Annotated in this window: 25 protein-coding genes and 2 pseudogenes; 9 read left to right on the top strand and 18 right to left on the bottom strand. The window is 63.6% G+C overall.

All coding sequences use genetic code 11. From position 1 onward, the window contains the following. Positions 1-81: 81 nt before the first annotated feature. Positions 82-1158, top strand: coding sequence for a DNA integrity scanning diadenylate cyclase DisA (gene disA / locus ACIQC5_RS20370; protein WP_400286623.1), 1077 nt, complete (start codon positions 82-84; stop codon positions 1156-1158). 37 nt (positions 1159-1195) lie between these two features. On the opposite strand, the gene ACIQC5_RS20365 is transcribed toward disA, so the two are convergent. Beyond that, positions 1196-1927 (bottom strand): hypothetical protein, encoded by a 732-nt coding sequence (locus ACIQC5_RS20365; RefSeq protein WP_400286620.1) that lies wholly within the window; start codon positions 1925-1927, stop codon positions 1196-1198. A gap of 197 nt (positions 1928-2124) precedes the next feature. On the opposite strand from ACIQC5_RS20365, the gene ACIQC5_RS20360 reads away from it, so the two are divergent. From ACIQC5_RS20360 to ACIQC5_RS20350, 3 genes are all read left to right on the top strand, one after another. Further along, positions 2125-3075, top strand: coding sequence for an A/G-specific adenine glycosylase (locus tag ACIQC5_RS20360; RefSeq protein WP_400286617.1), 951 nt, complete (start codon positions 2125-2127; stop codon positions 3073-3075). A 114-nt stretch (positions 3076-3189) separates the two neighbouring features. Next, positions 3190-3675 (top strand): hypothetical protein, encoded by a 486-nt coding sequence (locus ACIQC5_RS20355; RefSeq protein ID WP_400286614.1) that lies wholly within the window; start codon positions 3190-3192, stop codon positions 3673-3675. Positions 3676-3823: 148 nt separating this feature from the next. Beyond that, positions 3824-4294: a MepB family protein gene (locus ACIQC5_RS20350; RefSeq protein WP_400286612.1), complete on the top strand. Its 471-nt coding sequence runs from the start codon at positions 3824-3826 to the stop codon at positions 4292-4294. Here the strand turns inward: ACIQC5_RS20350 and ACIQC5_RS20345 are convergent. Next, entirely contained in the window at positions 4280-5080 is an 801-nt protein-coding gene (locus tag ACIQC5_RS20345; RefSeq protein WP_400286610.1) for a helix-turn-helix domain-containing protein, read from the bottom strand. The genes ACIQC5_RS20350 and ACIQC5_RS20345 overlap by 15 nt on opposite strands. 67 nt (positions 5081-5147) lie before the next feature. Here ACIQC5_RS20345 and ACIQC5_RS20340 point away from each other — a divergent pair, with 67 nt between their 5' ends. After that, positions 5148-5660 carry a VOC family protein gene (locus ACIQC5_RS20340; protein ID WP_400286607.1) on the top strand — a complete coding sequence of 171 codons (513 nt, stop codon included), beginning with the start codon at positions 5148-5150 and terminating at the stop codon, positions 5658-5660. Positions 5661-5713: 53 nt separating this feature from the next. Here ACIQC5_RS20340 and ACIQC5_RS20335 read toward each other — a convergent pair whose 3' ends face one another. The 14 genes and pseudogenes from ACIQC5_RS20335 to lysS all read right to left on the bottom strand — a co-directional run bounded on the left by ACIQC5_RS20335 (position 5714) and on the right by lysS (position 19242). Continuing rightward, positions 5714-6073, bottom strand: a complete 360-nt coding sequence (locus ACIQC5_RS20335) for a VOC family protein (RefSeq protein ID WP_400286605.1) — start codon at positions 6071-6073, stop codon at positions 5714-5716. 4 nt (positions 6074-6077) lie between these two features. Continuing rightward, a complete protein-coding gene (locus ACIQC5_RS20330; protein ID WP_400286602.1) occupies positions 6078-6338 on the bottom strand; it encodes a DUF4235 domain-containing protein in 261 nt (86 codons plus the stop codon). A gap of 13 nt (positions 6339-6351) precedes the next feature. After that, on the bottom strand, positions 6352-6780 hold the full coding sequence (locus ACIQC5_RS20325) for a hypothetical protein (protein ID WP_400286599.1): 429 nt from the start codon (positions 6778-6780) through the stop codon (positions 6352-6354). A gap of 63 nt (positions 6781-6843) precedes the next feature. Next, positions 6844-7542, bottom strand: coding sequence for a dihydroxyacetone kinase phosphoryl donor subunit DhaM (gene dhaM, locus ACIQC5_RS20320; RefSeq protein WP_400286596.1), 699 nt, complete (start codon positions 7540-7542; stop codon positions 6844-6846). Positions 7543-7655: 113 nt separating this feature from the next. Further along, positions 7656-8276 (bottom strand): annotated as a pseudogene (gene dhaL, locus ACIQC5_RS20315) (dihydroxyacetone kinase subunit DhaL); the annotation flags it as partial. A 2-nt stretch (positions 8277-8278) separates the two neighbouring features. Next, positions 8279-9280 (bottom strand): dihydroxyacetone kinase subunit DhaK, encoded by a 1002-nt coding sequence (gene dhaK, locus ACIQC5_RS20310; RefSeq protein WP_400286593.1) that lies wholly within the window; start codon positions 9278-9280, stop codon positions 8279-8281. Positions 9281-9417: 137 nt separating this feature from the next. Continuing rightward, positions 9418-9615 carry a hypothetical protein gene (locus tag ACIQC5_RS20305; RefSeq protein ID WP_400286591.1) on the bottom strand — a complete coding sequence of 66 codons (198 nt, stop codon included), beginning with the start codon at positions 9613-9615 and terminating at the stop codon, positions 9418-9420. A gap of 955 nt (positions 9616-10570) precedes the next feature. Then, positions 10571-11086 (bottom strand): annotated as a pseudogene (locus ACIQC5_RS20300) (FAD-binding oxidoreductase); the annotation flags it as partial. A 149-nt stretch (positions 11087-11235) separates the two neighbouring features. Beyond that, positions 11236-11745 carry an amino-acid N-acetyltransferase gene (locus ACIQC5_RS20295; protein WP_400286588.1) on the bottom strand — a complete coding sequence of 170 codons (510 nt, stop codon included), beginning with the start codon at positions 11743-11745 and terminating at the stop codon, positions 11236-11238. Between the two features lie 166 nt (positions 11746-11911). Beyond that, entirely contained in the window at positions 11912-14014 is a 2103-nt protein-coding gene (locus tag ACIQC5_RS20290; protein WP_400286585.1) for a prolyl oligopeptidase family serine peptidase, read from the bottom strand. Positions 14015-14262: 248 nt separating this feature from the next. Beyond that, positions 14263-16755 carry an ATP-dependent Clp protease ATP-binding subunit gene (locus tag ACIQC5_RS20285; RefSeq protein ID WP_400286583.1) on the bottom strand — a complete coding sequence of 831 codons (2493 nt, stop codon included), beginning with the start codon at positions 16753-16755 and terminating at the stop codon, positions 14263-14265. A gap of 325 nt (positions 16756-17080) precedes the next feature. Continuing rightward, positions 17081-17407 carry an Lsr2 family protein gene (locus tag ACIQC5_RS20280; RefSeq protein ID WP_400286580.1) on the bottom strand — a complete coding sequence of 109 codons (327 nt, stop codon included), beginning with the start codon at positions 17405-17407 and terminating at the stop codon, positions 17081-17083. Between the two features lie 129 nt (positions 17408-17536). After that, positions 17537-17710: a hypothetical protein gene (locus ACIQC5_RS20275; RefSeq protein WP_400286577.1), complete on the bottom strand. Its 174-nt coding sequence runs from the start codon at positions 17708-17710 to the stop codon at positions 17537-17539. A 2-nt stretch (positions 17711-17712) separates the two neighbouring features. Then, a complete protein-coding gene (lysS, locus tag ACIQC5_RS20270) occupies positions 17713-19242 on the bottom strand; it encodes a lysine--tRNA ligase (protein WP_400286574.1) in 1530 nt (509 codons plus the stop codon). A gap of 85 nt (positions 19243-19327) precedes the next feature. Here lysS and ACIQC5_RS20265 point away from each other — a divergent pair, with 85 nt between their 5' ends. The 3 genes from ACIQC5_RS20265 to ACIQC5_RS20255 all read left to right on the top strand — a co-directional run bounded on the left by ACIQC5_RS20265 (position 19328) and on the right by ACIQC5_RS20255 (position 22000). Beyond that, complete coding sequence (locus ACIQC5_RS20265) at positions 19328-20221, top strand: alpha/beta fold hydrolase (protein ID WP_400286571.1); 894 nt, start codon at positions 19328-19330, stop codon at positions 20219-20221. A 4-nt stretch (positions 20222-20225) separates the two neighbouring features. Further along, positions 20226-21080, top strand: coding sequence for an alpha/beta fold hydrolase (locus ACIQC5_RS20260; protein WP_400286568.1), 855 nt, complete (start codon positions 20226-20228; stop codon positions 21078-21080). Positions 21081-21166: 86 nt separating this feature from the next. Further along, complete coding sequence (locus tag ACIQC5_RS20255; protein WP_400286565.1) at positions 21167-22000, top strand: alpha/beta fold hydrolase; 834 nt, start codon at positions 21167-21169, stop codon at positions 21998-22000. Positions 22001-22036: 36 nt separating this feature from the next. Here the strand turns inward: ACIQC5_RS20255 and ACIQC5_RS20250 are convergent, their stop codons facing one another. Beyond that, complete coding sequence (locus ACIQC5_RS20250; protein ID WP_400286563.1) at positions 22037-22909, bottom strand: EamA family transporter; 873 nt, start codon at positions 22907-22909, stop codon at positions 22037-22039. Positions 22910-22917: 8 nt separating this feature from the next. Then, a complete protein-coding gene (locus ACIQC5_RS20245; protein ID WP_400286561.1) occupies positions 22918-23856 on the bottom strand; it encodes an alkaline phosphatase family protein in 939 nt (312 codons plus the stop codon). 71 nt (positions 23857-23927) lie between these two features. Between ACIQC5_RS20245 and ACIQC5_RS20240 the strand changes: the two genes are divergently transcribed. Beyond that, on the top strand, positions 23928-24791 hold the full coding sequence (locus ACIQC5_RS20240; RefSeq protein WP_400286558.1) for a LysR substrate-binding domain-containing protein: 864 nt from the start codon (positions 23928-23930) through the stop codon (positions 24789-24791). The last annotated feature ends 83 nt before the right edge of the window (positions 24792-24874 follow it).

Below are 24874 nucleotides of genomic sequence, written 5' to 3'. Positions count from 1 at the left end.
CAGTGCATTTTTTGAAGTGCCCACGGATGCCGGATTCAGCTTGTCTGTGAGCCGTGGCTTGCACCTTCGAAGGGAAACCCTATGGCCCGGAGCCCGGAAGAATCGCTCAAGGCGACTCTGGCCAGAGTCGCACCCGGAACTCCGTTGCGCGACGGCTTGGAGCGCATCCTTCGAGGACGCACGGGAGCGCTGATCGTCCTGGGTTCGGACCGCACAATCGACTCCATCTGTTCGGGCGGGTTCGATATCGGCATCGAATTCTCCCCCACCCGCCTCCGTGAGCTGGCCAAGATGGACGGCGCCATCATCTGCGACAAGGACGCCAGCAACATTGTCCGTGCGGCCGTACAGCTGGTCCCGGACGCCAGCATCGAAACCCAGGAATCCGGCACCAGGCACCGCACGGCCGAGCGCGTCGCAATCCAAACCGGCGTTCCGGTGATCTCCGTCAGCCAGTCCATGCAGATCATCGCGCTGTATGTGAACGGCCTGCGCCACGTGCTGGAGGGCTCCGAGAAGGTTCTCGCCCGGGCCAACCAGGCCCTTGCCACGCTGGAAAGGTACAGCGCCAGGCTGGACCAGGTCACCAGTTCCCTTTCTGCCCTTGAGATCGAGGCACTGGTTACGGTCAGGGATGTCGCAGTCACCCTGCAACGCCAGGAAATGGTGCGCCGCATTTCCGAGGAAATCGCCCAATACGTCCTGGAACTGGGTGAAGACGGCCGCTTGCTGTCGCTGCAGGTCGAGGAACTCACTATGGGACGAGGCCCCGGCAGTGACGTCATCATCCGCGACTACTCCGACTCCGATGCCACTCCCGAGGACATTGATGAAGCCGTCCAAGCACTCCTCAACCTTGGCCCGACGGAACTGATCGACCTCAGCAGGATCGCCCACATCATTGGTTTCCCCGGTGGAGTGGAGCAGCTGGATGCAGTGGTTCAGCCGCGCGGCTACCGCCTGTTGTCTGGCCTGAAGTCGGTACCCAAGGCCGTGGCGGACCGCTTGGTGGACTACTTCGGTGGACTCCAGAACCTTATGGCCGCAACCATCGACGACCTCATGACAGTGGACGGCATTGGCGACCAGCGCGCCCGCACGGTCCGCGAGGGCTTGAGCCGCATGGCCGAGGCCAGCTTGCTGGACCGCTTCCTCTAAAACCCGGCTGCCGCCGTCGGCCGCTGCCCGGAGTCGGCTAGTTCAGCTGGAAGACGGCTTTGGCGCTGGACTTGTTCCCCAGCCGAGCCACAAAAGTGTAATACGCGCCGCCTGCCCCCGGCTTCGCGTTGATTGCCGAGCAGCCCTCCAGGGTGCGGTTACGTTCCCAAGGGAAGTTCGCTGTCTCACTCTTGCCCGGGAGGATCGTCTTGACCAGGTCCTCGCTCGCGGCTTGGCAGTCCCTCGATGAGAAGATCCTGTCCGCCCCGCTCATCACCAGGTATTCCATCTGGGACGTGCCCACGTTGACCTGGCACGGCGCGGTTCCGCCGTTGGTGATGGTCATGGTGAGCAGCGGCTTTTCCTCGCCGCCATATGCAGGTTTGTCGGTGGCTGCAGCAACGGTCACCAGGTTCAGGTCGCACACCGGAGTCGGCGACGCGGAGGGCGTGGCTGGTCCGGCGGATGGCGTGCCCGCCTGCGTCGGCGCAGGCCCTTCAGTGGCCACACCGCTTGGCGAAGTAACAGCCGAAGGATCTGAATTCCCTGCGAGCGCACTGCTGATCGCCGCGAATCCGCCAACGAGCAACGCGATCACCACCAGCAGCGCACCGAAGACGAACAGCCGACGACGGCGGTACACGGCCGGGCTCGGACGCCGCCTCGGTGCGGGGCTTCCCGGGTGCCCGTTGCCGGCAGAGCTACGGGTAGCGCCTTTCGCCGGCGCTGATGTGCGCGCGGTCGACTGCTTTTTACCCTGATTGGCCATGTTTCTAGGCTAGGCGCGCCGCCGCCGGGGCGCCTCACCACCACGCCGCAGCGCACCAAACCGGCGCACTGTGACGTGCACCATGGACTGCGCACACGCCCGACAGTTGCCTGGATCCACTACAGTGGATGGCAGCATTCCAGCGGTCAGATGCCGGCCCGTTGACCCTCGATCCAAACCACCGGGAGATCTCACACATGACACTTCCCGGAACCGACGAACTGGCAAAACTGCATCACGCACTGGACGATTGGTTCGCAGAAACCGCCCGGGACTTGCCGTGGCGTGAACCAGATTGCAGCCCCTGGGGAATCCTGGTCAGCGAGGTCATGCTCCAGCAAACCCCGGTGGTCCGTGTTCTCCCGGTCTGGCTCGACTGGATGGAGCGGTGGCCCACCCCGGCGCACCTTGCCAACGAGCCCTCCGGCGAGGCCGTCCGTCATTGGGGCAGGCTCGGATACCCGCGCCGTGCCCTGCGTCTGCATGCGGCCGCCGTCGCCATCCGGGACAACCACAGCGGCGATGTTCCGGACGATTACCCCGAACTGCTGGGCCTCCCGGGAGTCGGAGGCTACACCGCTGCTGCCGTCGCGGCGTTTGCCTTCGGGAAGCGCGAAACGGTGGTGGACACCAACATCCGGCGTGTTCATGCGCGGCTGGTGTCAGGGCATGCCCTGCCGGCGCAAGCCTTGACGGCCGCCGAGATGCGACTGGCGGATGCACTCCTGCCTGATGACCGGCACCTGTCCGTGCGGTGGAACGCCTCGGTGATGGAACTCGGCGCCATTGTCTGCACGGCCCGCAGCCCCAAGTGCGCTGACTGTCCTGTCCGCTCGAGTTGCGCCTGGCTCGCGGCTGGTGAGCCGCCGCCGTCGTACACCCCAAAGGGGCAGGCCTGGCACGGCACAGACCGGCAGGTCCGCGGGGCCGTGATGGCGGTCCTGCGCGTAGCCGCCACTCCCATACCGCGCGAGATGTTCGAGCAGGCGCCAGCGGACCTCGGGTTCGCGCCGACAGACGTCGGGATTCCGCTTGCCGCGCTGCACCGGCTCAATTCAGCACCGGAGCAGCTCGAAAGGGCACTCACCGGACTGCTGCGTGACGGTTTGGCCGAGGTCCACGACGGCGGATTGCGGCTCCCAGCCTAAGCGGCAACCGGGTGTGGTGTCGGTTCGGCAACGAGCCCGTGGGGGCCGTAACGATGCGGGTGCCTTTTGCCCGGGACCCGGGTGCAGGAACGCAGGTGCGGCTTACGCTGAATTATGGGCAAGATCGGATTGGCTGTGACCCTTGCGGCGATGACCTCGCTGATTCCTGGTTGCTATCCGGAATCACCACCCCCGTGCCCGGCCATCGCGATGGCGCCCGTCGTCTCCCTGACGATCCCGGCAAGCTACGTGGACTCCGTGAAGTCCGTCCGTATGAAGGCCTGCCAGGACGGCACGTGCACCGAGGACGTGCTGGAGCTTTTCCCCGGAAGTGTTGCCATCGACCAAGGGTGCTCACCGGACGGCGTGTGCTCGGCGACATCCTCACCTGACGGCACCCTGCACGGCAGTCTCTTCCTGCCCACCCTGACCGAGTCACCCATCGACGCGACCGTTAGTGGCAGTGCGGCGGACGGAACCGCACTGCCAGTTCGCACGCTGACCTTCACGCCAAAGGGCGACTACCCTTACGGCGAGCACTGCGGGCGGTTCATCACGGCCAATCTGGTGCTTGATGCGCAGGGTTTGAGGCAGGGTTAGGGCGGATTGCCGCAGACGTGCCCGTACGGAGTCTTCCCGGTGGAGCAGCGCGGCTCGCAGCCTCCCCTATAGTGAGGACGTTGCCGGTTATCGAAGCCCGGACCTGAAGGCAGGAGTCGCATTGCTCGCTGGGAGCGTTCATCCCCACGTGTCAGCAGCGGTCCGGCTCCTCGATCCGTCAGGCGAGCGGTACTCCGCCGTGACGCCGGAGGCCGACAACAGCGAGTACGGGGCCGCTGCGGCCCGCACCGGGCAGTCGCTGGTCCGCTTCCGCGTCGGCAAGCTGACGCCAACGAAGGTTGGACTGTTCGTTGCCGTATGGCGGCGGGCGGTCGATGGCTCCACAGAGCCGTTCCCGGCGGAAGACGACACTGAGACCCTGGTGATCATTGTCAGCGAAGGTTCCCGGTTAGGTCACTTTGTCTTTCCGAAGTCGGCACTGGTCACGCACGGCATCGTGTCGGTTGACGGCAGGGGCGGGAAACGCGGCTTCAGGGTGTATCCCCCATGGTCTGCCACTGCAAACCGCCAAGCGAAACAGTCCCAGCAATGGCAGTGCGAGTACTTTGTTGATGTGGGCTGCGAGCTCCCTGAAAGGGAGGTCTCAGGCTTTGAATGACCGCCGGTACGTGCTCGGCGTAAATCCCAGGTGTTTCTGAAAGTCGTTGGTGAGGTGTGCGTGATCGGCGTAGCCAAGTTCCGCAGCGATACCCGCCAGGTCAACGCCTGGGTCTGAACGAACCAGCTCGGCGGCGTCCTGCAGCCGTCGGCGCCTGATGAGCACGGACGGGCTGAGGCCGATGTACTTTTTCGCCACACGCTGCAACGTTCTGGGCGAGACTGCGAGCCTCTCGCCCACCTCCTCGATGACTGAGACGTCAGGACCCGAGACCACCTCCATGAGGCGGTTCGCCAGCAAAGCCTCCTCGGACGGAGCAGGGCCCAAAGAAGCCAACCACGCCACAAAGGCGTCCACTGCCCGTTCCCGGCGAGCGCCGCCGTCGGACGCGTTGTCGCCGTCGGACGCGTTCATGGCGGCCGAGACGGAAAGGTGCAGTTCCGCCAATGGCAAGGCCGCCTCGGTGTCTCGCAGGCTGGCCGGATTCTCAGTGAAGAACGGTACGGCCGCTGGAAGCAGCAGTGCGCCGACAGCCCAACCCCGGCCGGTCAGGTCGCGATGCGCGGCACGCGTCGTGGGGCCGGAGAACACCACATTGGTAGTCTGCACCACCAAGTTGGACGCGGGGTACGAGATAAGGTGCTGGCGGGAGGTGCGCCCGGGCTCGATGTCCCACTCGGGGATCCAAAACCACTGCACCAGGTTCGAGACCGATGCCGGCGTCGCAACTCTGTGAAATGTAGGAAGCCTGGCCGGGTACAGGATGCCCTTGAACGAACTGTCCACGCGATGCTCCCCAACCTGTCGCGAATCTCCAAGCGCCGGCGGATGCCGGCCACGTAGCGTCAAGACCATGACAGATACTACAAGTACCCCATCGACCACAGCTGCGCACGGCGAGCACACCACCCGCGGAGTCCCGCATGGGCTGACGAGCCTCACGCCTTTCCTGGCAGTCGCCTCTGCCAAGGAAGCCATCGAGTTCTACCGGGACGTTTTCAGCGCCCGCGTCATCAGCTCCACCGAGTTCGGCGGGATGGTGGTCCATGCAGAACTCGACTTCGGGAACGGCCACCTCCAGCTCGGCGAACCCAACCCCGAATATCATCTGGTTCCTGCACCGAAGGGCGACGACGATTGCTATTCACTCGGCCTCTACTGCACAGATGCCGACAGCCTCGTCCAAAAAGCCGAACAGGCCGGCGCAACCATCCGGGAGCCGCTGGCCACCTTTGTTTCAGGTGACCGCTACGCCAGCATCCGGGACCCGTTTGGGGTGCGCTGGTCCATCATGACCCGCGTTGAAGACCTCTCGGAGGAGGAAAGCAACCGTCGCGTCGAGGAGTGGGCGGCGCAGCAGGGCTAAAGCCCGCCGCGGCCGGACCCAGCCGCGGAACCGTCGAGGACCAGCCGCGAAATCTACGACAAACAGAGGCAGAAGGGGTGGCCGGCCGGGTCGAGGAACACCCGGAACGTGGTACCGGGCTGATGCTCGGCCTTGGTGGCCCCGAGACCCACCGCCACCTCTTCGCCCTTGTCAAGGTCCTCCACCACCATGTCCAAGTGCATTTGCTGGGGGACGGTTTGGTCAGGCCATTCCGGCGCCCGGTAGCCTTCAACTTGTTGGAAGGAGATGCAGTTGCTGCGGTCCTCGGGACGGATATCCACCCAGTCGCCTTGGTCAGTCACTTCCCAGCCGAGCAACTCGGCATAGAAGGTTGCCAGGGCTGCGGGATCGGGGCAATCGATGACCAGTCCGGGAAATCGTGCGATTGCCATGGCGCTACACCTCGTCTGCCGTTTTGCTGAGTCGGGCGATTGCGCGTTTCGTACCGCGCTGGGTGAGGACATGCACCACAGCACCAACATCTGCAGAGACCACGGCGAAGACGAGCACACCCCCCAGGGAGTCGTTGAGATCAGTCCCGTCCTTGGGCGCCGGCTTCCCCGTCTTTTTCTCCCAGATACCCTCAAGCGTCTTGTTGGCCAGCACTCCGGCGCCAAGACTGACGGCCAGGCCGAACAATTTCACCAGTACATTCACGGAGACTCCTTCACTAGGCGGGCAACTCCATCCGGAAGCCGCATTGGCATTTCAACACCTTGATCCTCAGGTGCACGGCAGGCAGTTCGCCCCTGGCATCACTGGAAGGGATCCGCACATGCACACTCCTTAAGGCCATGCGCGAGAACGACATCAGCTCGCCGCAGTGAATGTATTTGCCACCAAACTGCACCACGCCGGCAAGTGTCCCGGTTCTGTTGAGTACGGCCGCAACCTCGTGGAACGCCGCGGTGTGGGTGTAAAACGTCTGGCACCGCGTGCACACGTAGTCCACACCGACCCTTAGTTCTCCCGAATGCGGTTCCAGCGATTCGATCGATTCGATGGCCAGATGGGCACTGGACCGGCACGGCCCGCACCACACGTGTCCGCGGGCGCCGGGCTGGCGGTTGGCTGCCAACGGATTGGACGTTGTAGTCAACGGATGCCTCCTTGATCGGATCGTCTTCCATTAACACCACTAATCAGGTTGCTTAGCAACCGCTCACATCTCGCCGAACCCGTCAGCCACCAACCGCCCCACGTAATCCACGGCCTTGGCCGCATCCCTGCCCCGCGCCTCCACATGAAGGGTGGCGCCCTGCCCGGCAGCCAATGCCATGAGGGCCATCATGGATGTGCCTTCGACGTCGTTGACGGTCACCTCCGCGTCCAAACCGGACAAGCCCCCAGCGATCTTCGCGGCCGGCCTCGCGTGGATTCCCATGGGGTTGACGAGCTCGAAATCGCCCACGGCGTCCGGACCTTGGATGCCCGTCTCGGCTGAACCATCGGCGAGGACCGGCCCGGCCACAAGGCCGCCGCCGCGGACCGCTTCGGCAGCCTTGCGGACGTCGTCAGCGCCGGCACCACCTTGGGCGGCAACGGCGGCTGCCACGAGTCCCTCCACCAGCGGGGCATCAGCGAGGAGCACCGCGGAAGGATCACTGGAAAACTCCACCGCCGACTCGGCAGTCATCACTGCGGACCCGAGGTCCGTGAGCACCACGACGCCGTCGCCACCGGCGTCTACCAATGACTGCTCGACGGCGGAAAGCACCTTCTCGAGGCTTGTTCCAATCCGGTGGTCGTCCGTACCCCCGGCGGCCACGAGATCTACGTCGGGAGCCATCTGGGCAGCAAGTTCCACGGCACCCTCGGCGATCTTGCTGCTGTGGGAGACCACGACGATTCCAACCGTCATGCGGCGCCGTTCCCGGCAGGGCCAGCAGTGCCCGCGGCGCCGTTCCCGGCAGGGCCAGCAGTGCCAGCAGCAGTGCCCGCGGCGCCGGCAGCATCTGTCGGGCTTGCAGACCTGGCGGCCGTCGCGGCTGCCCGCAGAAGAAGTGCCGTGGAGGCTGCGCCCGGGTCCCTATGGCCCGCGCTGCGTTCACCGAGATAGCTGGCACGTCCTTTCCGCGCCACCAACGGATCCGTGGCCACCGCACCGGCTTCGGCAGCCTCCGCGGCTGCTTCGAGAACAGCGAGGACGTCCCCACTCCCGGCGGCTCCTTGGGCGGCGTCCACAGCAGGTGTCCAGGCGTCCACCATGGTCTTGTCTCCGGGCTCGGCTTTTCCGCGGGCCACAACTCCGTCCCTGGCAGCCGCCAGCGCGGCGGCGAGCCCGTCGGCGTCGATCTCGGCAGTATCTCCCAAGGACGTGCCGGCACGGAGGTAGGCAGTTCCATAGAGAGGCCCGGCTGCGCCGCCCACCTTGGACATCAAGGCCATCGCAGTGGCTTTCAGTGCAGCACCGGCTGTCTCGGGCGGCGACTCTTCAAGCTTTTGAAGCACGGCCTGGAATCCGCGGTCCATGTTCTCGCCATGGTCGGAATCGCCGATCGGCCTGTCGAGTTCAATAAGCTCAATACGATGCTCCGACATTGCCTTGGCCGAAAGCCGCAACCATTCCAAGGCCCAATCGACGCCCAGACCCACGCTCACACTCCCCAACGCAGGGCGGCGGTGTGGACGGGCGCATCCCAGAGTGTGGTCAGCTCGTCGTCGAGGCGCAACACGGAAATGGAGCAGCCCTGCATTTCGAGGGATGTCACGTAGTTCCCCACCAGCGACCGTTCCACGCTGGCCCCGCGCTCGGCGAGGACTTGGGCGGCGCGGCGATACACGATGTACAGCTCACTTTGCGGCGTGCCGCCCATGCCGTTGACGAACAACAGGACCTTGTCGCCAGACACGAGCGCAAGATCCTCAAGGACTGGGTCAAGAAGACGGTCGGTAATCGCGTCGGCGTTCTCCATGGCAATACGGTGTCTGCCGGGTTCGCCGTGGATACCGATGCCGATCTCGATTTCGTCATCGGCAAGTTCGAAGCTCGGGGTCCCGGCGTGCGGAACCGTGCAACCGGACAGGGCCACACCCATGGTGCGGACGTTGGCGACAACGCGTTCGGCAATGGCCGTCACCGCGTCCAAGTCATCGCCGCGCTCAGCTGCGGCGCCCGCAATCTTCTCCACCAGGACAGTTCCACCAACGCCTCGGCGCCCGGCTGTGTAGAGCGAGTCCTCCACGGCCACGTCATCGTTGACCAGCACCGATCGCACGGCCACGCCTTCGGCCTGCGCCATTTCGGCAGCGGTTTCGAAGTTCAGGACGTCGCCGGTGTAGTTCTTGACGATATGTACGACGCCGGCACCGGAGTCCACGGCGACTGTCGCCGGAATGATCTGGTCAGGTGTGGGCGAGGTGAAAACGGCGCCGGGCACAGCGGCGTCGAGCATTCCGAGGCCGACGAAGCCTGCGTGGAGTGGTTCGTGGCCGCTGCCACCGCCGGAAACCAAGGCGACTTTTCCCGCCACCGGCGCGCCCTTTCGGACCACGAATTTAGGCTCCGGATGGACGTCCACGATGTCGGCATGCGCCATACCGAAACCTTCTACGGACTCGTCCACCACAGCGCGGGGATCATTGATGAGCTTTTTCATGTGATGCTCCTGAGCGTGCGGGGCTGGTGATTTGACCCTACTACCGGCCCCCGGCCGCAGGGTAGGCCTTCCGCGCCTCGAGACGGTCCTTAAATGAAGGTAGGGACGGTCATCGCTGGCCGCCCCTACCGAATGCATCAGGCTTCGCGTTGCGGAGGTGCCGCTCTGTCGACAGGAGCCGGGCCTGCCGCCGACTCGTCGTGGGCGTGGAAATCCGGCCAAAACGCGGAGTAGAGATCCGGGTTCGAGTGTCCCACCAGGGGCCACGACGAATCATGGACCTCTGGTCCATGTGGGATGTCGATCTGGAAGGCCGAGAAGTCAGGGAACGTCACACGGTTGTACATTCTTCAGCCCTCAGTTGCTCAGCACGGCGTCGCCGCCGGCGGTAACCACGTCATCGAGCAGCACAGACTGATCAATGACAGGTAAGCCCACAACATGCCCGAAGCTGAACATGTTGTTCGGATCGAGCTCAGCCTTCGCCCTCCGGAGCCGCTCCCTCACGGCTGGGCCCCAGGCGCGTTCCCGGTCCTCCGCATCCACAATGTGGCCGTGCAGGTTCACGAACGTGCCGCCATTGGAGGCGTCGCGCAGGTCCTGGCGAACGGCGTCGAATACCACCGGCAGCAGCTCCGCAACAGGCGGCACTGCCATGCCGGCCATGAAGAAGCTGAACGCGGCGTCACGGGCGCCCACACAATCCTCGCCGTCCGCACTCCTGGCCAGCGCGCCGCCGAGCAGCCGGATTTCGGCCATCAACACAGGACTCTCGACGCCGGGACCAAAGTGCCGCAGAAGAGCTTCGGCGGCCTGCTGGTCAAGTCGGTCCAGCAGAAATCCGTGCTCCCGGACCGGCACAGGTTGATCCGGATCCTGGTGGATCGTGTCGAGCTGGGTGGACTGCAACGGCCCACTCCCATCCACCATGAAGGGCGCACTGCCACGCATTGGCTCAAGGAGGTCCGATGCAACCGCGGCATCGCCTTGGTAGGCATACCGCACGTGGACCACGAACTTGCCCCGCAGCGGCTCCGGCACAATGTCCATGTCCGGCAACCGAAGGAAAGCCATCGACGCCGATGCCTCAGCTGGCAGCGACGGCGCCCAATCACTGAACTGCTTCAGCACGGTGGCGGCGTGCTCGCCGTCGAAGTACAGACCGCCAGCGTAAAGGTCCTCCCCCGGGAAGAGGTGGAATTCCATGGCCGTGACAATGCCGAGGTTGCCTTTTCCGCCGCGCAGAAGGAAGAAGAGTTCGGGCTCATCCTCTCTGGTGACCCGGTGGAGCGTGCCGTCGGCTGTCACAAGCTCGAACGCAATGACGTGATCCGATGCGAAGCCGTATTTGCGGCCCAGGATCGGCAGGCCGCCGCCCAGCGTGTACCCCACAACGCCGACGTCGGTGGTGGAACCGCACAAACCCATCAATCCGAAGGTTGCAGCCAGGTCCACCACAGCCTTCCATTGGACCCCCGCGCCGACGCGGGCCGTCTTTTCCAGGGGGTCGATGCTGAGTTCAAGCATGCGGCGGGTGCTGATGAGCAGGCCGCCCTGGATTGCGTTGGTGGCGCCGTGACCGGTGGACTGGACAGCAACAGGCATTCCCTGCTCAGCTGCCCACCGTACTGCCGCCGAGACGTCCTCCGCATCGAGGGCGCCAAAGGCGAGATCAGGCTGGTGTTGTGTGGACAAATTGAAAGCCGCTACTTCAGGGGCAAATCCTGGATCGGCTGGCGTGAACACGGGACCGCGCACACTGAGTTGGAGTTCTGAAATACGTGAAAAGGACGCGTGGGACTGCATGATCTTCTCTCGATTGACCGATGTGGTGGAAGCTTCCCCAGCAAGCCTCAATCAGTTTATCCATCAACTTTAGATAAGAGAAGAGAGATTAAATCACGCATAATCCAGGCAGGCTTGAGCGCTGTTCCCGGAAACTCCGAGAAGGGAAGTTAGAGGTTCTTGATCATGCGCGTGTTGCCCAAGGTGTTGGGCTTCACGCGTGCCAAATCCAGGAATTCGGCCACGCCTTCGTCATGCGAGCGCAGCAATTCGGAGTAAACCTGCGGATCCACAGCCGACTGGTCGGCCATGACTTCAAAGCCATGGCGCTTGAAGAAGTCCACCTCAAAGGTCAGGCAGAAGACCCGGTCCACACCGAGCGCCCGGGCGTCCTCGAGGAGCTTCTCCACCAGGACGTGCCCCACTCCCCGGCCGCGCCACGAGTCCGCGGCGGCCAGGGTGCGAATCTCGGCCAGGTCCTCCCACATGACGTGCAAAGCGCCGCAGCCAATGACCTCACCGTCGTCGGACTCGGCGATCCGGAATTCCTGCAGGCTTTCGTAGTACGCCACAGTTTCCTTGGCCATGAGAATCCGCTGGTCCGCCAGCGGAGCCACCAGCCTCTTGATCGCCGCCACGTCACTGGTACGGGCAGGGCGAAGGCTGAAGGTCGAATTCACTCCCCTATCCTAACGAGGCAAAGAGCTGCTGGATGCCCCGTCCCCCGCGCATGACGAAAGGCCAACACCGAGGTCTGTGACCGGGTCATTTGCGTAGCGTGCGTCCAAGCGACGGAGGAGCGGGCCCGCGGCACATGGTCCCGGTCGCAGACCGGGACCAGCCCCACTAAAGTCCGAGCGAATCAGGCAGGGCCACATCCTCGCCCAGCACCTGCTTTGCCAGGAAGTGCTCTACCACCCCGTACCAAACCTTGACGTGCTGCGGCTGCAGGATCCAGTGGTTCTCGTCCGGGAAGTACAGGAACCTGTGCGGGCTTTGGCCGTTGTCATCGGCAGGCAGCTGCGACGAGGACAGCAACTCGTACCAGAGCCGCAGGCCTTCGCCGATCGGCACACGGTAGTCCTTGTCGCCGTGGATCACCAGCATGGGCGTCTTGATGTTGCCCACGTTCTTGTGCGGCGAGTTGTCCATGGCCATCTCGGCCGTCATTTCCTTCAGCCAGTACTGCGCAGCGTCCGTGGTGGGGCCGAATTGGTCCAGCGCCCACAGGCTCGCGTGGGTCACGATCGCCTTGAAGCGGTCGGTCTGGCCGGCCACCCAGTTGGCCATGTACCCGCCGAAGGAACCGCCCATGGCCGCTGTCCGAGACTCGTCGATGTCCGGCCGCTCCACCACCGCATCGGCAATGGACATGAGGTCCGCGAACGGCTTCTTGCCCCATTCGCCCCACCCGCGCTGGATGAACTCCTGCCCGTAACCCGTGGACAGCGCCGGGTCCGGCAGCAGCACGGCATAGCCCTTGGCAACCAGCAGCCACGGGTTCCAACGCCACGTCCACGCATTCCATGAGCCGAGAGGCCCGCCATGAATCCAGAGCAGCAATGCTGCCGGCTTTTCGGCCGAGGCATTCTCGGGCAGGGCAAGGTACGCGGGCACTCGCGAGCCGTCTTCGGCCGTCGCCTCCACCCGCTCCAGCCGCCCTTTGAACACAGGACGCTCCGCGGGCGCCGGCAGCCGGACGACGTCGCCGGTGGCGAGGTCGATCCGCACGGCTTCCGCTGGGAACTCGTAGGAGCTGCGCAGCGCATACGCCGTGGTTCCGTCAGGTGAAACCACGACGTCGGTGTACGCCGCAGCGTCCTTCGTCACCTGAGTGGCGGTTCCGTCAGCCACGTCTACCCGGAAAACCGGCGACGCGCCGTCGTCGTCAGCTGTTACCAGGACTGCACTGCCGTCCGGGAGCCAAGCCACCGGCGTTGCCCAGCGATCCCATTGATGCGCGAGCGGTTCAAGGTCCATGGTCTCGCCGCCGGAGACGTTCAGGAGGTGCAGCTTGACCTGCGGCGCCTGCGTTGGCGTGGTGTCGCTCTCGCTCTGCACCACAAGCGTGCCATTGTCCGGACTGACCGGACCAGGGAAGTAGCTCATGCCTTCGCGGTCCAACAGCACCTTTACCGCGCCCGTGGCGACGTCGACGGCGGCCAGAACCTCGCGACTGTCCGCCTTCGCGAGCGCCTTGCTCAGGCTCGTGTAGATCGTCTTGCCGTCCGGGCTCACCACACTTTTGGCCTCCCGCAACGAGCCCCCGACGCCGGCTGTCAGGTTGCGAAGTTTCAGCGGCGCGGAGTAGTCCACGGTTGAAGGCTTGCCGGGCTCCGCGGCTTCGCCTTGCTCAACGGCGAACAGCCGCGGCTCTGCCGGACCAAGATCAGCGTCCCAGTAGCGGACGGGGTAGCCGGAATGCAGGATGGCGGAGACCTTGTTGTCCTTGCGGGCCTTGCGGCGCTCCGCGTCATTGTCCTCGTCGGTGGAGCCGGCCAGGACCTCGGCGTTAACGAAGGCAGCGTCTGCATCTTTCGCAGTCATCACGGAACTGATGCCGCCCGCTCGGGACAGCACCACACGAGCTTCTCCCCCGCTCGCCGGGAGCAGCCACAGCGCGTTTACGGGATCGGCATCGGGACTGTCAGGATCAGGGCGTGCGGAGGTGAAATAGAGGTCGCCACTGGCGGCAAAGGCGGCGCCGGCTTCACCCTTGGAGCTACGGGTGATGCGGCGCGCGGGGCGTTGGCCCGTCGGGTCGATTTCCCAGAGTGCAGTTGCGAACTCTGTTCCTTTGCCGTTCAGCGTCGAAACGGTGGTTACCAGTCGCTTGCCGTCGGGGCTCAGCGTGAGACCACCTACCCGCGGGATGGACAGGTAGTGATCGATGTCGTGGAAAGGGGTTTCGGGTTGTGTGCTCGGGGTGTGAGTGTCATTCGAATCCATGCTCTGATTCAACACGGAATGTGCATTGGATCACAGGGTGGTTCACTCACAGTGAAACAGTACTTTCAGATATTGCCACCCAACGAGGCATCCACACAGCCATGAGACACAAAGTGTCCACGAGGTCATGAGAGATGACGAGCCCGCAATGGGACATGTGCTGTCCCCTTATTGGGGGTAAACGAAAGCCCCGCCCACTCCTTGCGGAATAGGCGGGGCTTTCGGCGTCGTTACTGTGTGGACTTTCCTTAGGCGGTCGGAGCGATCTCCGGGATGCGGGGCTTGGCGTTGCCGGCGAACGTGAACTTGGCGTCGTCACCCTCGCCATCCACGTCAACCACAACGATGTCCCCGGAGTGCAGCTCGCCGAACAGGATCTTCTCGGACAGCTGGTCTTCGATCTCGCGCTGGATGGTGCGGCGCAGCGGCCGTGCACCCATGGCGGGATCGTAACCACGCGTGGCCAGGAGGACCTTGGCGGCCGTGGTGAGCTCGATGCCCATGTCCTTGTCCTTGAGGCGGCGCTCCAGGCGGGTGACGAACATGTCCACGATCTCGATGATCTCGTCCTGCGTCAGCTGCGGGAACACCACGACGTCGTCAACACGGTTGAGGAACTCGGGGCGGAAGTGCTGCTTGAGCTCTTCCGTGACCCGTGCACGCATCCGGTTGTAGCCGGTCTGGGTGTCCGTACCGGACTGGAAGCCCGTAGCCACGCTCTTGGAGATGTCGCGGGTACCAAGGTTGGTGGTCATGATGATCACGGTGTTCTTGAAGTCCACCACGCGGCCCTGGGAGTCGGTCAGGCGGCCGTCTTCCAGGATCTGCAGCAGCGAGTTGAAGAGGTCCGCGTGGGCTTTCTCAACTTCGTCGAACAGCACCACGGAGAATGGACGCCTGCGGACCTTCTCGGTCAGCTGGCCGCCTTCTTCGTAGCCGACGTAGCCCGGAGGTGCACCGAAGAGACGCGAAACCGTGTGCTTCTCGGAGTACTCGGACATGTCCAGCGTGATGAGGGCATCCTCTTCACCGAACAGGAATTCGGCGAGCGCCTTGGCAAGCTCGGTCTTGCCGACACCCGTGGGGCCGGCGAAAATGAACGAACCACCGGGACGCTTGGGGTCCTTCAGGCCTGCACGCGTGCGGCGAATGGCCTGCGACAGGGCCTTGATGGCCTCGTCCTGGCCTACGACGCGCTTGTGCAGCTCGTCTTCCATCTTGAGCAGGCGCGAGGACTCTTCCTCGGTGAGCTTGAAGACCGGGATGCCGGTGGAGTTCGCGAGAACTTCGGCGATCAGGTCTTCATCAACCTCGGAGATGTCATCCATGCCGCCGGACTTCCAATTGCGTTCCTTCTCGGAGCGTTCGGCAATGAGCTTCTGCTCCTTGTCGCGCAACGATGCGGCGCCTTCGAAGTCCTGGGCGTCGATGGCGGATTCCTTCTCCATCTTCACTTCAGCAATGCGCTCGTCCATGGCCTTGAGCTCCGGCGGAGCGGTCATGCGGCGGATGCGCAGGCGTGCGCCTGCTTCATCGATGAGGTCGATCGCCTTGTCCGGCAGGAAGCGGTCCGAAATGTAGCGTTCGGCCAGCTGCGCGGCAGAGGCGAGGGCGCCGTCGGTGATCGTGACGCGGTGGTGCGCCTCGTAGCGGTCGCGCAGACCCTTGAGGATCTCGATCGCGTGAGCGACTGAAGGCTCCTTGACCTGGATCGGCTGGAAGCGGCGCTCAAGCGCGGCATCCTTTTCGATGTGCTTGCGGTACTCATCCAGGGTGGTTGCACCAATGGTCTGGAGTTCACCACGGGCAAGCATCGGCTTCAGGATGGATGCGGCGTCGATTGCACCTTCAGCAGCACCTGCACCCACGAGCGTGTGGATCTCGTCGATGAACAGGATGATGTCGCCGCGGGTGCGGATTTCCTTGAGGACCTTCTTCAGGCGCTCTTCGAAGTCACCGCGGTAGCGGGAACCTGCCACCAGTGAACCAAGGTCAAGCGTGTACAGCTGCTTGTCCTTGATGGTCTCGGGGACGTCGCCGCGGACGATTGCCTGGGCAAGGCCCTCGACGACGGCGGTCTTGCCGACGCCGGGCTCGCCGATCAGGACGGGGTTGTTCTTGGTGCGGCGGGAGAGAACCTGCATGACGCGTTCCATCTCCTGCTCGCGGCCGATCACAGGATCAAGCTTGTTCTCGCGGGCAGCCTGGGTGAGGTTGCGTCCAAACTGGTCCAGGACCACGGAGCCTGCAGGCGTACCTTCCGGCTGCCCTTGGCCGGAACCCGAACCAGCGGATTCCTTGCCCTGGTAACCGGACAGGAGCTGGATAACCTGCTGGCGCACACGGTTCAGGTCCGCGCCGAGCTTGACGAGCACCTGGGCGGCAACGCCTTCACCCTCACGGATGAGGCCGAGCAGGATGTGCTCAGTACCGATGTAGTTGTGACCGAGCTGAAGTGCTTCGCGAAGCGAAAGCTCAAGTACCTTCTTGGCGCGCGGCGTGAAGGGGATGTGCCCGGACGGAGCCTGCTGGCCCTGACCGATGATCTCCTGCACCTGCTCGCGGACGCCATCGAGCGAAATGCTCAGGGACTCAAGCGCCTTTGCGGCAACTCCTTCACCCTCGTGGATCAGACCCAAGAGGATGTGCTCGGTACCGATGTAATTGTGGTTGAGCATCCGTGCCTCTTCTTGGGCAAGGACAACCACGCGACGGGCACGGTCCGTAAATCTCTCAAACATTTCGCCACACTCCTAGCTACGACGTACTTTGATGCTACGTGCCGACGGGCGACTTTAGGAGCGTGTTCGCCACAGGGGAAACCGGATGACGTCGAGCGCTGCCGCCAACGCCCCCGGGGGCGCCCTCCTTGCGTGGCTCACGTCCTGCCAAATAGCAGTTTCGGTGCCGCTTAAGCCGCACCGGAACCTAAAAGAGAACTTAATCACGCTCGTCGCGCCGGGATTCACAGGAAATTCCCACTCACTGCGAGGTCGCTGAAGCCAAGAATCACTGCTTAAAAGACCAATGCCCCGGCAGTGACTGCCGGGGCATTGACGAGGTGAATCAGGAATTGGCCTTCTGGTAGGCTTCCTGAATTTCGGCCTGAATGCGGCCACGGCTGTTTACCGTGTAGCCGTTGTCGCGGGCCCATTGGCGAATCTGCGCAGAATCCTGGTTCCGTACAGCCGTTGCACGTCCCCGTGTAGCGCGGCCGGAAGAAGTCTTCCTTGCTTTGGCAACGTAGGGCTCCATGGCCTGGCGCAGTGCTGCTGCATTGGCCGTGGACAGGTCCATCTCGTAGCTCACGCCGTCCAGGCCGAATCGGACAGTTTCGTCCGCAGCCCCTTCATCCAGGTCATCGACGAGGATGATTTTTACTTTCTGTGCCATGAGTAGCCTCTCTTTTGGAGGGTTGGATATTCAGAAAATGCGCGAGTTCCTTTGTTGATTATCGTTCACGGCGAGCGCGCGCGTCAAAGGCACAATTGGATTCGCGGTAAGTGCAAGCCAATAAAGCGGCTATTTAGCCGCCGGGCCTTCGGGGGCAGGTCCCGAATTTCGGGAATTTGCCTCTGCCTGGGCCCGGGCTTCAGCCTGACGTTCCGATTTGTCCGCGTTGAAGATGGACTTCATGGCAAACCAGAAGATCAGGCCCACCACGACGGATGGTGCCAGGACTGCGATGTACTCCATGATCAGTGTCCTTCAGGCTTCAGGAGGGGGAAGAGGATGGTTTCGCGGATGCCGGCGCCCGTAAAGAGCATCACCAAGCGGTCAATTCCCAGGCCGATGCCGCCCATCGGCGGTGCACCGTATTCAAGGGCGCGAAGGAAGTCCTCGTCGAGCTGCATGGCTTCGACATCGCCGGCGGCGGAACGCCGTGACTGCTCCGTGAGGCGTTCACGCTGGATAACGGGGTCAATGAGTTCGGAGAATGCAGTACCGCGCTCCATGCCACCGATGATCAGGTCCCATGCTTCGATGAGACGTCCGTCTTCGCGGTGCGGGCGGGCCAGCGGCTGCGCGGACGGCGGGTAGTCGTAAACGAACGTCGGGTTCAGCAGCGTCGGCTCCACGATCTCGCCGAAGAGCTCAACCACGATCTTCTCGGCGTCCCACTTGGGGTCCACTTTGACCTCGTGCTTGGCAGCAAGCGCCAGCAGATCCTCAACCGACGTATCCGGCGTGACCTCCACACCCACAGCCTCGGAAAGCCCCGGGTACACCGAGACCCAGGCCCATTCGCCGTCGAGGTTGATCTCGCCGGCGTCCGTCTGGATGGTGCGCGTCCCTACGACGTCCGCCACGTTCAGGATGATTTCCTTCATGCGCTCGGCCATGACGAACTGGTCCGCCCAGGCTTCGTAGCACTCAAGGGTGGTGAATTCGGGGCTGTGCGTGGAGTCGACGCCTTCGTTGCGGAAAACGCGGCCCATGTCGTAGACGCGGTCGATCCCGCCCACAACGGCACGCTTCAGGAAGAGCTCGGTAGCGATCCGGAGGGTCATCTTCTGGTCGAACGCATTCATGTGCGTCTCGAACGGCCGCGCAGTGGCACCGCCGTGCACCAGCTGGAGGATGGGAGTTTCGACCTCGACGTAGCCGTGACGGTCCAGGGTGTCGCGGACCGAGCGGGTGATCGCGGCGCGCTTGTAGACCATCTCACGCGCTTCATCGCGGACCATAAGGTCAACGTAGCGCTGGCGCACACGCGTTTCCTCGTTCAGTTCAGCATGCAAAACCGGGAGCGGACGCAACGCCTTGGAAGCCATGGACCAGGAATCAGCCATGACGGAAAGCTCGCCGCGGCGCGAAGAAATGACTTCACCTTTGATGAACACGTGGTCGCCAAGGTCAACCAGCGCCTTCCAATCGGCGAGCGCTTCCTCGCCGACGTTGGCCAGGCTCAGCATTGCCTGGAGCCGTACGCCCTTGCCATCCACGCCACCTTCCTGGAGCGTGGCGAAGCACAGCTTGCCGGTGTTGCGCACAAAAACCACGCGGCCAGTGACGCCGACGACGTCTCCGGTCGTCTCGTCAGCTTCCAGATGCGCGTACTTCTCGCGGATCTCACTCAGGGAATGGGTCCGCTCAACGCCCACGGGGTATGCCTCCGCGCCGCGCTCGATCAGCTTGGTGCGCTTGTCCATACGGATGCGCATCTGCTCGCTGGCGTCGATGGGCTCTGCGGAGGTGTTCTGGGCGGGGGTGTTTGCGGAAGTCACAATTCCTAAGTTTACCGTTGTTTCCCTACCATTCGGTGCGGCCTCTTCAGGCCACCCGCCATGCGTCCGGACATAGACTCAGGCTGTGGAAACGTGGACGGTTGAGACGGACGACGGCGGCGGGCAGCTTGAGGTGCATACCTTCCGTCCGGCGGCGGAAGCCTCGATTCCCGGCTCGAAGGCGGCCACGGAACCATCCGGCGTCGTGATTGTCCACGGCACCCTGGTGACCGATTCCCTGTACTGGCCGTTCGCGCGAAACCTGAGCACCCTGCTGGGGCGGCCGGTGCACTGTTATAACAGGCGCGGCAGGGGCCGTTCTGCGCCGCAACCGGCCGACTATTCTGCGGAGACGGAAACTTCGGACCTGCTCGCCGTCATGGCGGGCACCGGTTCGGTGGACGTGGTGGCCCACAGTTTTGGCGGTTTTGTGAGCCTCCAGGCGGCGCGCGACGGACAGATCCGGCGACTCGTCACCTACGATGCCGCGGTGTCCCTCTCCGGCAACCTCCATGAACGCTGGCGACCCGAACTTGAAGCGGCCGTGACCGCCGGTCAGCTGGATCATGCATGGGCGCACCTCGTGCAGGGCCTGGCTACGGCCGGGCCAATCTCCTACCTGCCGCTCAGTGCCTTGCGGGTACTGAGCATCTTGTCCGCCCGGACCCGGCTGGGTTTCGAGATGCGCGGCCTGCTGCCAACGGCTGTCCCGGAGATGCGAGCGGTCCTCCAGGCCGACGCGCACCTCCACGACTTCGCTGCCGTTACAACCCCAACGCTCATGCTCAGCGGCGGCTGGAGTCCGCGCTATTTTGCCGAAACCGGCCGGACGCTGGCTGCCGCCATCCCCGCGATCGAGTTCTCCATTGTGCCTTTGCAGTTCCATGAAGGTCCGCTTCGGCCCGGGAAACGCCTGGCCGTGAGGATCGCCGGGTTCTTGTCGGAGGAGACGCCGGCCGGCCGCGCGCACCTAGGATGAAGCGGTGAGAGAACGGACTATTCCAACGCACGACGGCGGCAAGCTCGCCTTGTACAGCTACGGCACGGAGGACGCACCTGGCGAGCGCCGCGTGCTCCTCATCGGCGGCGCGTTCCTCACAGCACTCATCTATCGGCCGTTTTCGATTGCCTTGGCGAAGGGCTTGGGCGATGGTTGGGCTGTGGATGTCTACGACCGCCGGGGACGCGGGAACTCCACGGAGCAGCCCGCTGACTATTCGATGGCCACGGAAATCGCGGATGTCCGGACCATCATGACGGCGTCCGGCGCCAGGAACATCCTGGGCCACAGCCTGGGCGGCTCCGTCGCCCTCAACGCCGCGCAGGAGTTCGCCGGAACCTCGTATGAGCCGGACAAGCTCGCGGTCTACGACGCCGCAGTGAACATCGACGGCAGCGTGGACACCTCCTGGCTGACGGGCTTTGCGGACTCGGTCGACCAAGGCAATGTGGGCATGGCCCTTGCCAGGATGAAACGCGGCATGGAACCCGGGACGGCTCTGGCCAAGGTCCCGGAGCCGGTTCTTGCGGGGCTGATGGCGATCGTCTCGCACACCAAGATCAACAAGCTGTTCAGGGAGCTCATGCCCACAGGGGTTGGTGAGCTAAAGGCCGCTTACGACGAAGCAGAATCAGCACGCGACTTTTCCGTCCTGCCCGCCAGCACCCGTTTCATGGTGGGAAAGAAGAGCCCCCAGTACTACAAAGTGACGGCCACGCGATTGCACGCAGCCGTTCCCGGGAGCACGTTGGAAGTCTCACCCAAGGGCAACCACGGCTCGGTCCCGGCAGCCGTCCGGGAACTCGTTTCGGACATTTCCGACTACTTTAAGGGCTGACTTTTTCCGTGTCGCCACTGTGCAGGGTCGCCGCTTTGCGGGTCGGCATGCTGCGAGCTATCAGGTGGCTCGGTTAGGCTCAAGTCATGACGCGCGAGATCATCACTACAGCCGACGGCGGATCGCTCGAAGTACTCACCACGGGCGGTGACCTTGCGGCGGCCGGTTCCGGCGTCGTCGTCGTTCCCGCCTCCATGGTGACCGCCAATGACTACACGCGTTTCGCGCAGAAGCTGAGCGAATCCCTGGGCCGTCCGGTCCACACGTTTAACCGTCGCGGGCGGGGTGAATCGTCGCCGCAGGCCGAGGACTACACGCTGGAAGCCGACATCCGGGACCTCGACGCCGTCATGAAGCACACCTCCAGCACTGACGTGTTCGGGCACAGCTTCGGCGGCGCCGTTGCCCTGCATGCCGCACGGACGCTACCCGTTGAGCGTCTCGCGGTCTACGACCCCGCAGTGTCCGTGAACCACAGCGTCAAGGCCGATTGGGCGCCCGACTATGAACGCGCGACGGCGGCGGGAGACTATGACCGTGGCCTCGCAGTCCTGATCAAGGGCGTGGAAACCGGCGGCGCTTTCGCGCGCATGCCGCTCTCGATGCTGACATTGGCCAACAAGCTGACCGCGGGAACCCCGATGGGCAAGCAAATGCGTGATCTCATGCAGTGCGGTGTTCGGGAGATCAAGGCCGTCATCGCCGCTGATATGCCGGCCGAGCCGTTCCTGGAACTGCCGCTGGAAACGCTGATCGTGGTGGGCGAGAAGAGCCCTGCGTACTTCGGTGTCGCCTGCGGCCAGATCCACGACGTCCTCTCCGGCTCGAGCTACACCATCCTGCCCGGCTTCGGCCACGACGGACCCAACAAGGCACCGGACAAGCTGATCTCGGAGTTGTCGGAGTTCTTCTCGGGCTAGCTTGGGCTTTGGTGTTGGCCTTCTTGAGTTGGCTGGTTAGCCGAGTTGCAGCGCAACAATGCCGGCGACCGCTACGGTGGTCAGGCCAAGTCGCACCCGGCTGAAACGCTCCTTGAAGAACACCGCACCTATGATGCCCGCCAGCAGCACGCTCGTCTCGCGAAGTGCAGATACCAACGCCAACGGTGCAAGGCTCTGCGCCCAGACCACAATCCCATAGGCAACCAGAGAAACCAGGCCGCCCAGAAGTCCGGGCTTCCAATGGCGTGCCACTCGCCGTGCGAACCCTATGCGTTCCGGCGCCAGCCGCCAGCACACCACGGGAATCAGCAGGCCTTGGAGCAGGAACAGCCACGAAACGTAGGCCATGGGCATGCCGGACAACCGAACACCGACACCGTCCACCAGCGTGTACGCCGCGATGGACACGCCCGTCAGGACGGCGAACATGGTCCCCTTTCGACTGCCGGTTGGGGCAGTTGGCCGGCCGCCCATCAGTATGCCGCCCGTCAGTGTGCCGCCCGTCAGGGCAAGGCTGAGCAGCGAACCTGCGACGACGGCGACACCCGCCAACTGCAACACGCTCAGCTTCTCTGCCAGGAAAGTCGTGGCCACTGCCGTGACGAGCAGGACGGCTAAGCCACGCGCCAACGGATAGACCTGTGAGAAGTCACCGTGTTTGTAGGACGTCGTGAGCAGAATGAGGTAGCAGGTCTGCAAGCCGGCTGACGCGAGGACGTACGGCCATGAAGCCTGGAACGGCATCCCAAAAACAAACGCTCCTGCAACCCCCGAAATCAGGTAGGCGACGGCAATCATCGTGGAGGAGGCAAGCCGGTCCGGGATGGCTTTGACCAGGGCATTCCAGGCGCTGTGCAGCACTGCCGCGAACAACACCACCGCAGTCACGGTCAGAGTCAACGAGGAGTCACCGGGCTCAGCCGCGAAACCTGCCCGGCACCCTGCCGCCCACCCAGCCGCGCCTCCTGCAGTTCCACCGGTCGCCCACCCTGCAGGGCTTCGTATCGTGATCCGAACGGAACGCCATCGGTCTCTTGGGTTTGGATGCCGAAGGTCTGAAGTACTTGGGCGGCGATGTCTGCGTGGCAGAGTGCGCCGATGTCTTGCGGAACGTCAGGGCCGCTCGATGCGATCCATGCCGTGCGTTCCTGCTCGCTGTCGCCCCCGTGCCCGCCGACATCAACGTGGCCGTGATCCGTCACAACGATCACGGTCCAATCTTCTTCGCGTCGGGTGGGCCTCGCCTCAATTGCTTGCAGCAGCCTTCCGAGCCGCGCGTCGCAGCGTTCGATCGCTGCATGATAGCCAGACCCCGTGCCGTGGTTGTGCGCCTCGACGTCCGCCTCTCCGAAGTAGACGAAAGAAGCCGCCAAGTCCTCCATCGTCAACCGCTCAACTGCATAATCCGCAACGGCATCGTCGGCACGGACCCAACTGTCGGCGTCGTTCGCTTCCTCGGGGTCAGGCATCGGAACCCAACCGCGGGAGGAGAAAATGGGGCCGCACTCCACGTCCTTGGCCAGGGGGTGCCAACTGGCGGCGACCATGGTTTGAAGCTCCGGGCGGGCGCTGCGAAGACGGGCGGTGAAGTCCGGGAATGCATCGAGCTCCACGGGGTGGCTGCTGTTGCCTGTGACCATATGACGGTCGGCGTACACGCCTGTAGCCACGGTGGACCAAACCGGGCCGGAGATCGTTGCGTTCTTCTCGTGAACACGGACTGGGACCAGAACTCCTGCCTCGGCAATCCGGTCCAACGAAGGGGTGGGCGTGTTCACAAGCGAGTCGTAGCGAACTCCGTCGATACCGACGATCAGGACATGGGCCTTCTTCACAGCCTCGACGGTAGTTGGAGTGAAGAAGTAAACATAGGAACAGCCATGAATATCTATAGAACACTTAGACCATGCCTATGAATCTCACCCATTTGCGCGCATTCCATCACGTTGCCACCTACGGAAGCTTTGTGGCGGCCTCCACAGCGGCAGGCGTCAGCCAGCCAACTCTGTCGGAACAGGTGCGCCTGCTGGAACAGCGTCACGGAGTGCTGCTCCTCCAACGGGCAGGCCGCTCCGTTGAACTCACGGCGTTGGGAAGAAAACTCTTCACGGTAACGGCCAAGCTATTCGGTGCTGAGCTCGAAGCAGAAGCAGTGCTTGCCAAAGCGCGCCACGTGATGCTGGGCGAACTGCGGTTTGGAACCGATGCCCCCATCAACGCCGTGGGCCTCCTGGCTGCCTTCCGAGGGCGCAATCCTGGCGTCGGCATTCAGCTGGTAAGCGGAAACTCCGCGGACATCCGGAAACGCGTTCTTGCCGGGACAGTGGACGTCGGAATCATCGCGGACGAAACGCCGCACCCGGAGCTGACAACGCGGATCCTTGGCACGCAAGACCTCGTTGCGTTTGTCAGGCACGACCATGAGATGGCCGATGCCAAGACCATCCGGCTCCGTGATCTGATCAGCCAGCCACTGGTCATTCGAGAGATCGGCTCGGTGACGCGCCGATCCATTGAGCAGGCCCTCACGGTCGCCCGCCTGCAGCCAACCGAAATTTTGGAGACTGACAGCCGGGAAGCCGTTCATGCAGCAGTGATTGCAGGCCTGGGGGTTGGGGTCGTCGCCGAGGACGAATTCAATGACGATCCCCGGCTGGTCCTGCTCGACTTCGCCGATCCCATTCCGCCGATCACGGAGTACCTGGTGTACCGGACGGAGAACCAGCTCAGCCACGTCGTGGAGGCGGTGTTGGGGTGTGTTGGTGGTTAAATGCGAGAAGCCCCGGTGGTGGGCCGGGGCTTGGGGTGTTTGGTGGTTAATGTGGGAGACCCCCCAACCGTGTGGTTGGGGGG

Origin of the sequence: Paenarthrobacter sp. NPDC092416 (assembly GCF_044755025.1) — a bacterium.
Lineage (GTDB): Bacteria > Actinomycetota > Actinomycetes > Actinomycetales > Micrococcaceae > Arthrobacter.
The sequence above is the reverse complement of the archived record's forward strand: the minus strand, read 5'-3'. Positions and strand labels throughout refer to the sequence as shown.

Bases quoted from the DNA above. Each gene is read 5' to 3' on its own strand.
- disA (WP_400286623.1), top strand. From the start codon at position 82: ATGGCCCGGAGCCCGGAAGAATCGCTCAAGGCGACTCTGGCCAGAGTC.
- ACIQC5_RS20275 (WP_400286577.1), bottom strand. From the start codon at position 17,710: ATGGAGTACATCGCAGTCCTGGCACCATCCGTCGTGGTGGGCCTGATC.
- ACIQC5_RS20290 (WP_400286585.1), bottom strand. From the start codon at position 14,014: ATGGATTCGAATGACACTCACACCCCGAGCACACAACCCGAAACCCCT.
- ACIQC5_RS20340 (WP_400286607.1), top strand. From the start codon at position 5,148: ATGACAGATACTACAAGTACCCCATCGACCACAGCTGCGCACGGCGAG.
- ACIQC5_RS20285 (WP_400286583.1), bottom strand. From the start codon at position 16,755: ATGTTTGAGAGATTTACGGACCGTGCCCGTCGCGTGGTTGTCCTTGCC.
- ACIQC5_RS20365 (WP_400286620.1), bottom strand. From the start codon at position 1,927: ATGGCCAATCAGGGTAAAAAGCAGTCGACCGCGCGCACATCAGCGCCG.
- ACIQC5_RS20335 (WP_400286605.1), bottom strand. From the start codon at position 6,073: ATGGCAATCGCACGATTTCCCGGACTGGTCATCGATTGCCCCGATCCC.
- ACIQC5_RS20355 (WP_400286614.1), top strand. From the start codon at position 3,190: ATGGGCAAGATCGGATTGGCTGTGACCCTTGCGGCGATGACCTCGCTG.
- ACIQC5_RS20240 (WP_400286558.1), top strand. From the start codon at position 23,928: ATGCCTATGAATCTCACCCATTTGCGCGCATTCCATCACGTTGCCACC.
- dhaM (WP_400286596.1), bottom strand. From the start codon at position 7,542: ATGACGGTTGGAATCGTCGTGGTCTCCCACAGCAGCAAGATCGCCGAG.
- ACIQC5_RS20360 (WP_400286617.1), top strand. From the start codon at position 2,125: ATGACACTTCCCGGAACCGACGAACTGGCAAAACTGCATCACGCACTG.
- dhaK (WP_400286593.1), bottom strand. From the start codon at position 9,280: ATGAAAAAGCTCATCAATGATCCCCGCGCTGTGGTGGACGAGTCCGTA.
- ACIQC5_RS20255 (WP_400286565.1), top strand. From the start codon at position 21,167: ATGACGCGCGAGATCATCACTACAGCCGACGGCGGATCGCTCGAAGTA.
- ACIQC5_RS20280 (WP_400286580.1), bottom strand. From the start codon at position 17,407: ATGGCACAGAAAGTAAAAATCATCCTCGTCGATGACCTGGATGAAGGG.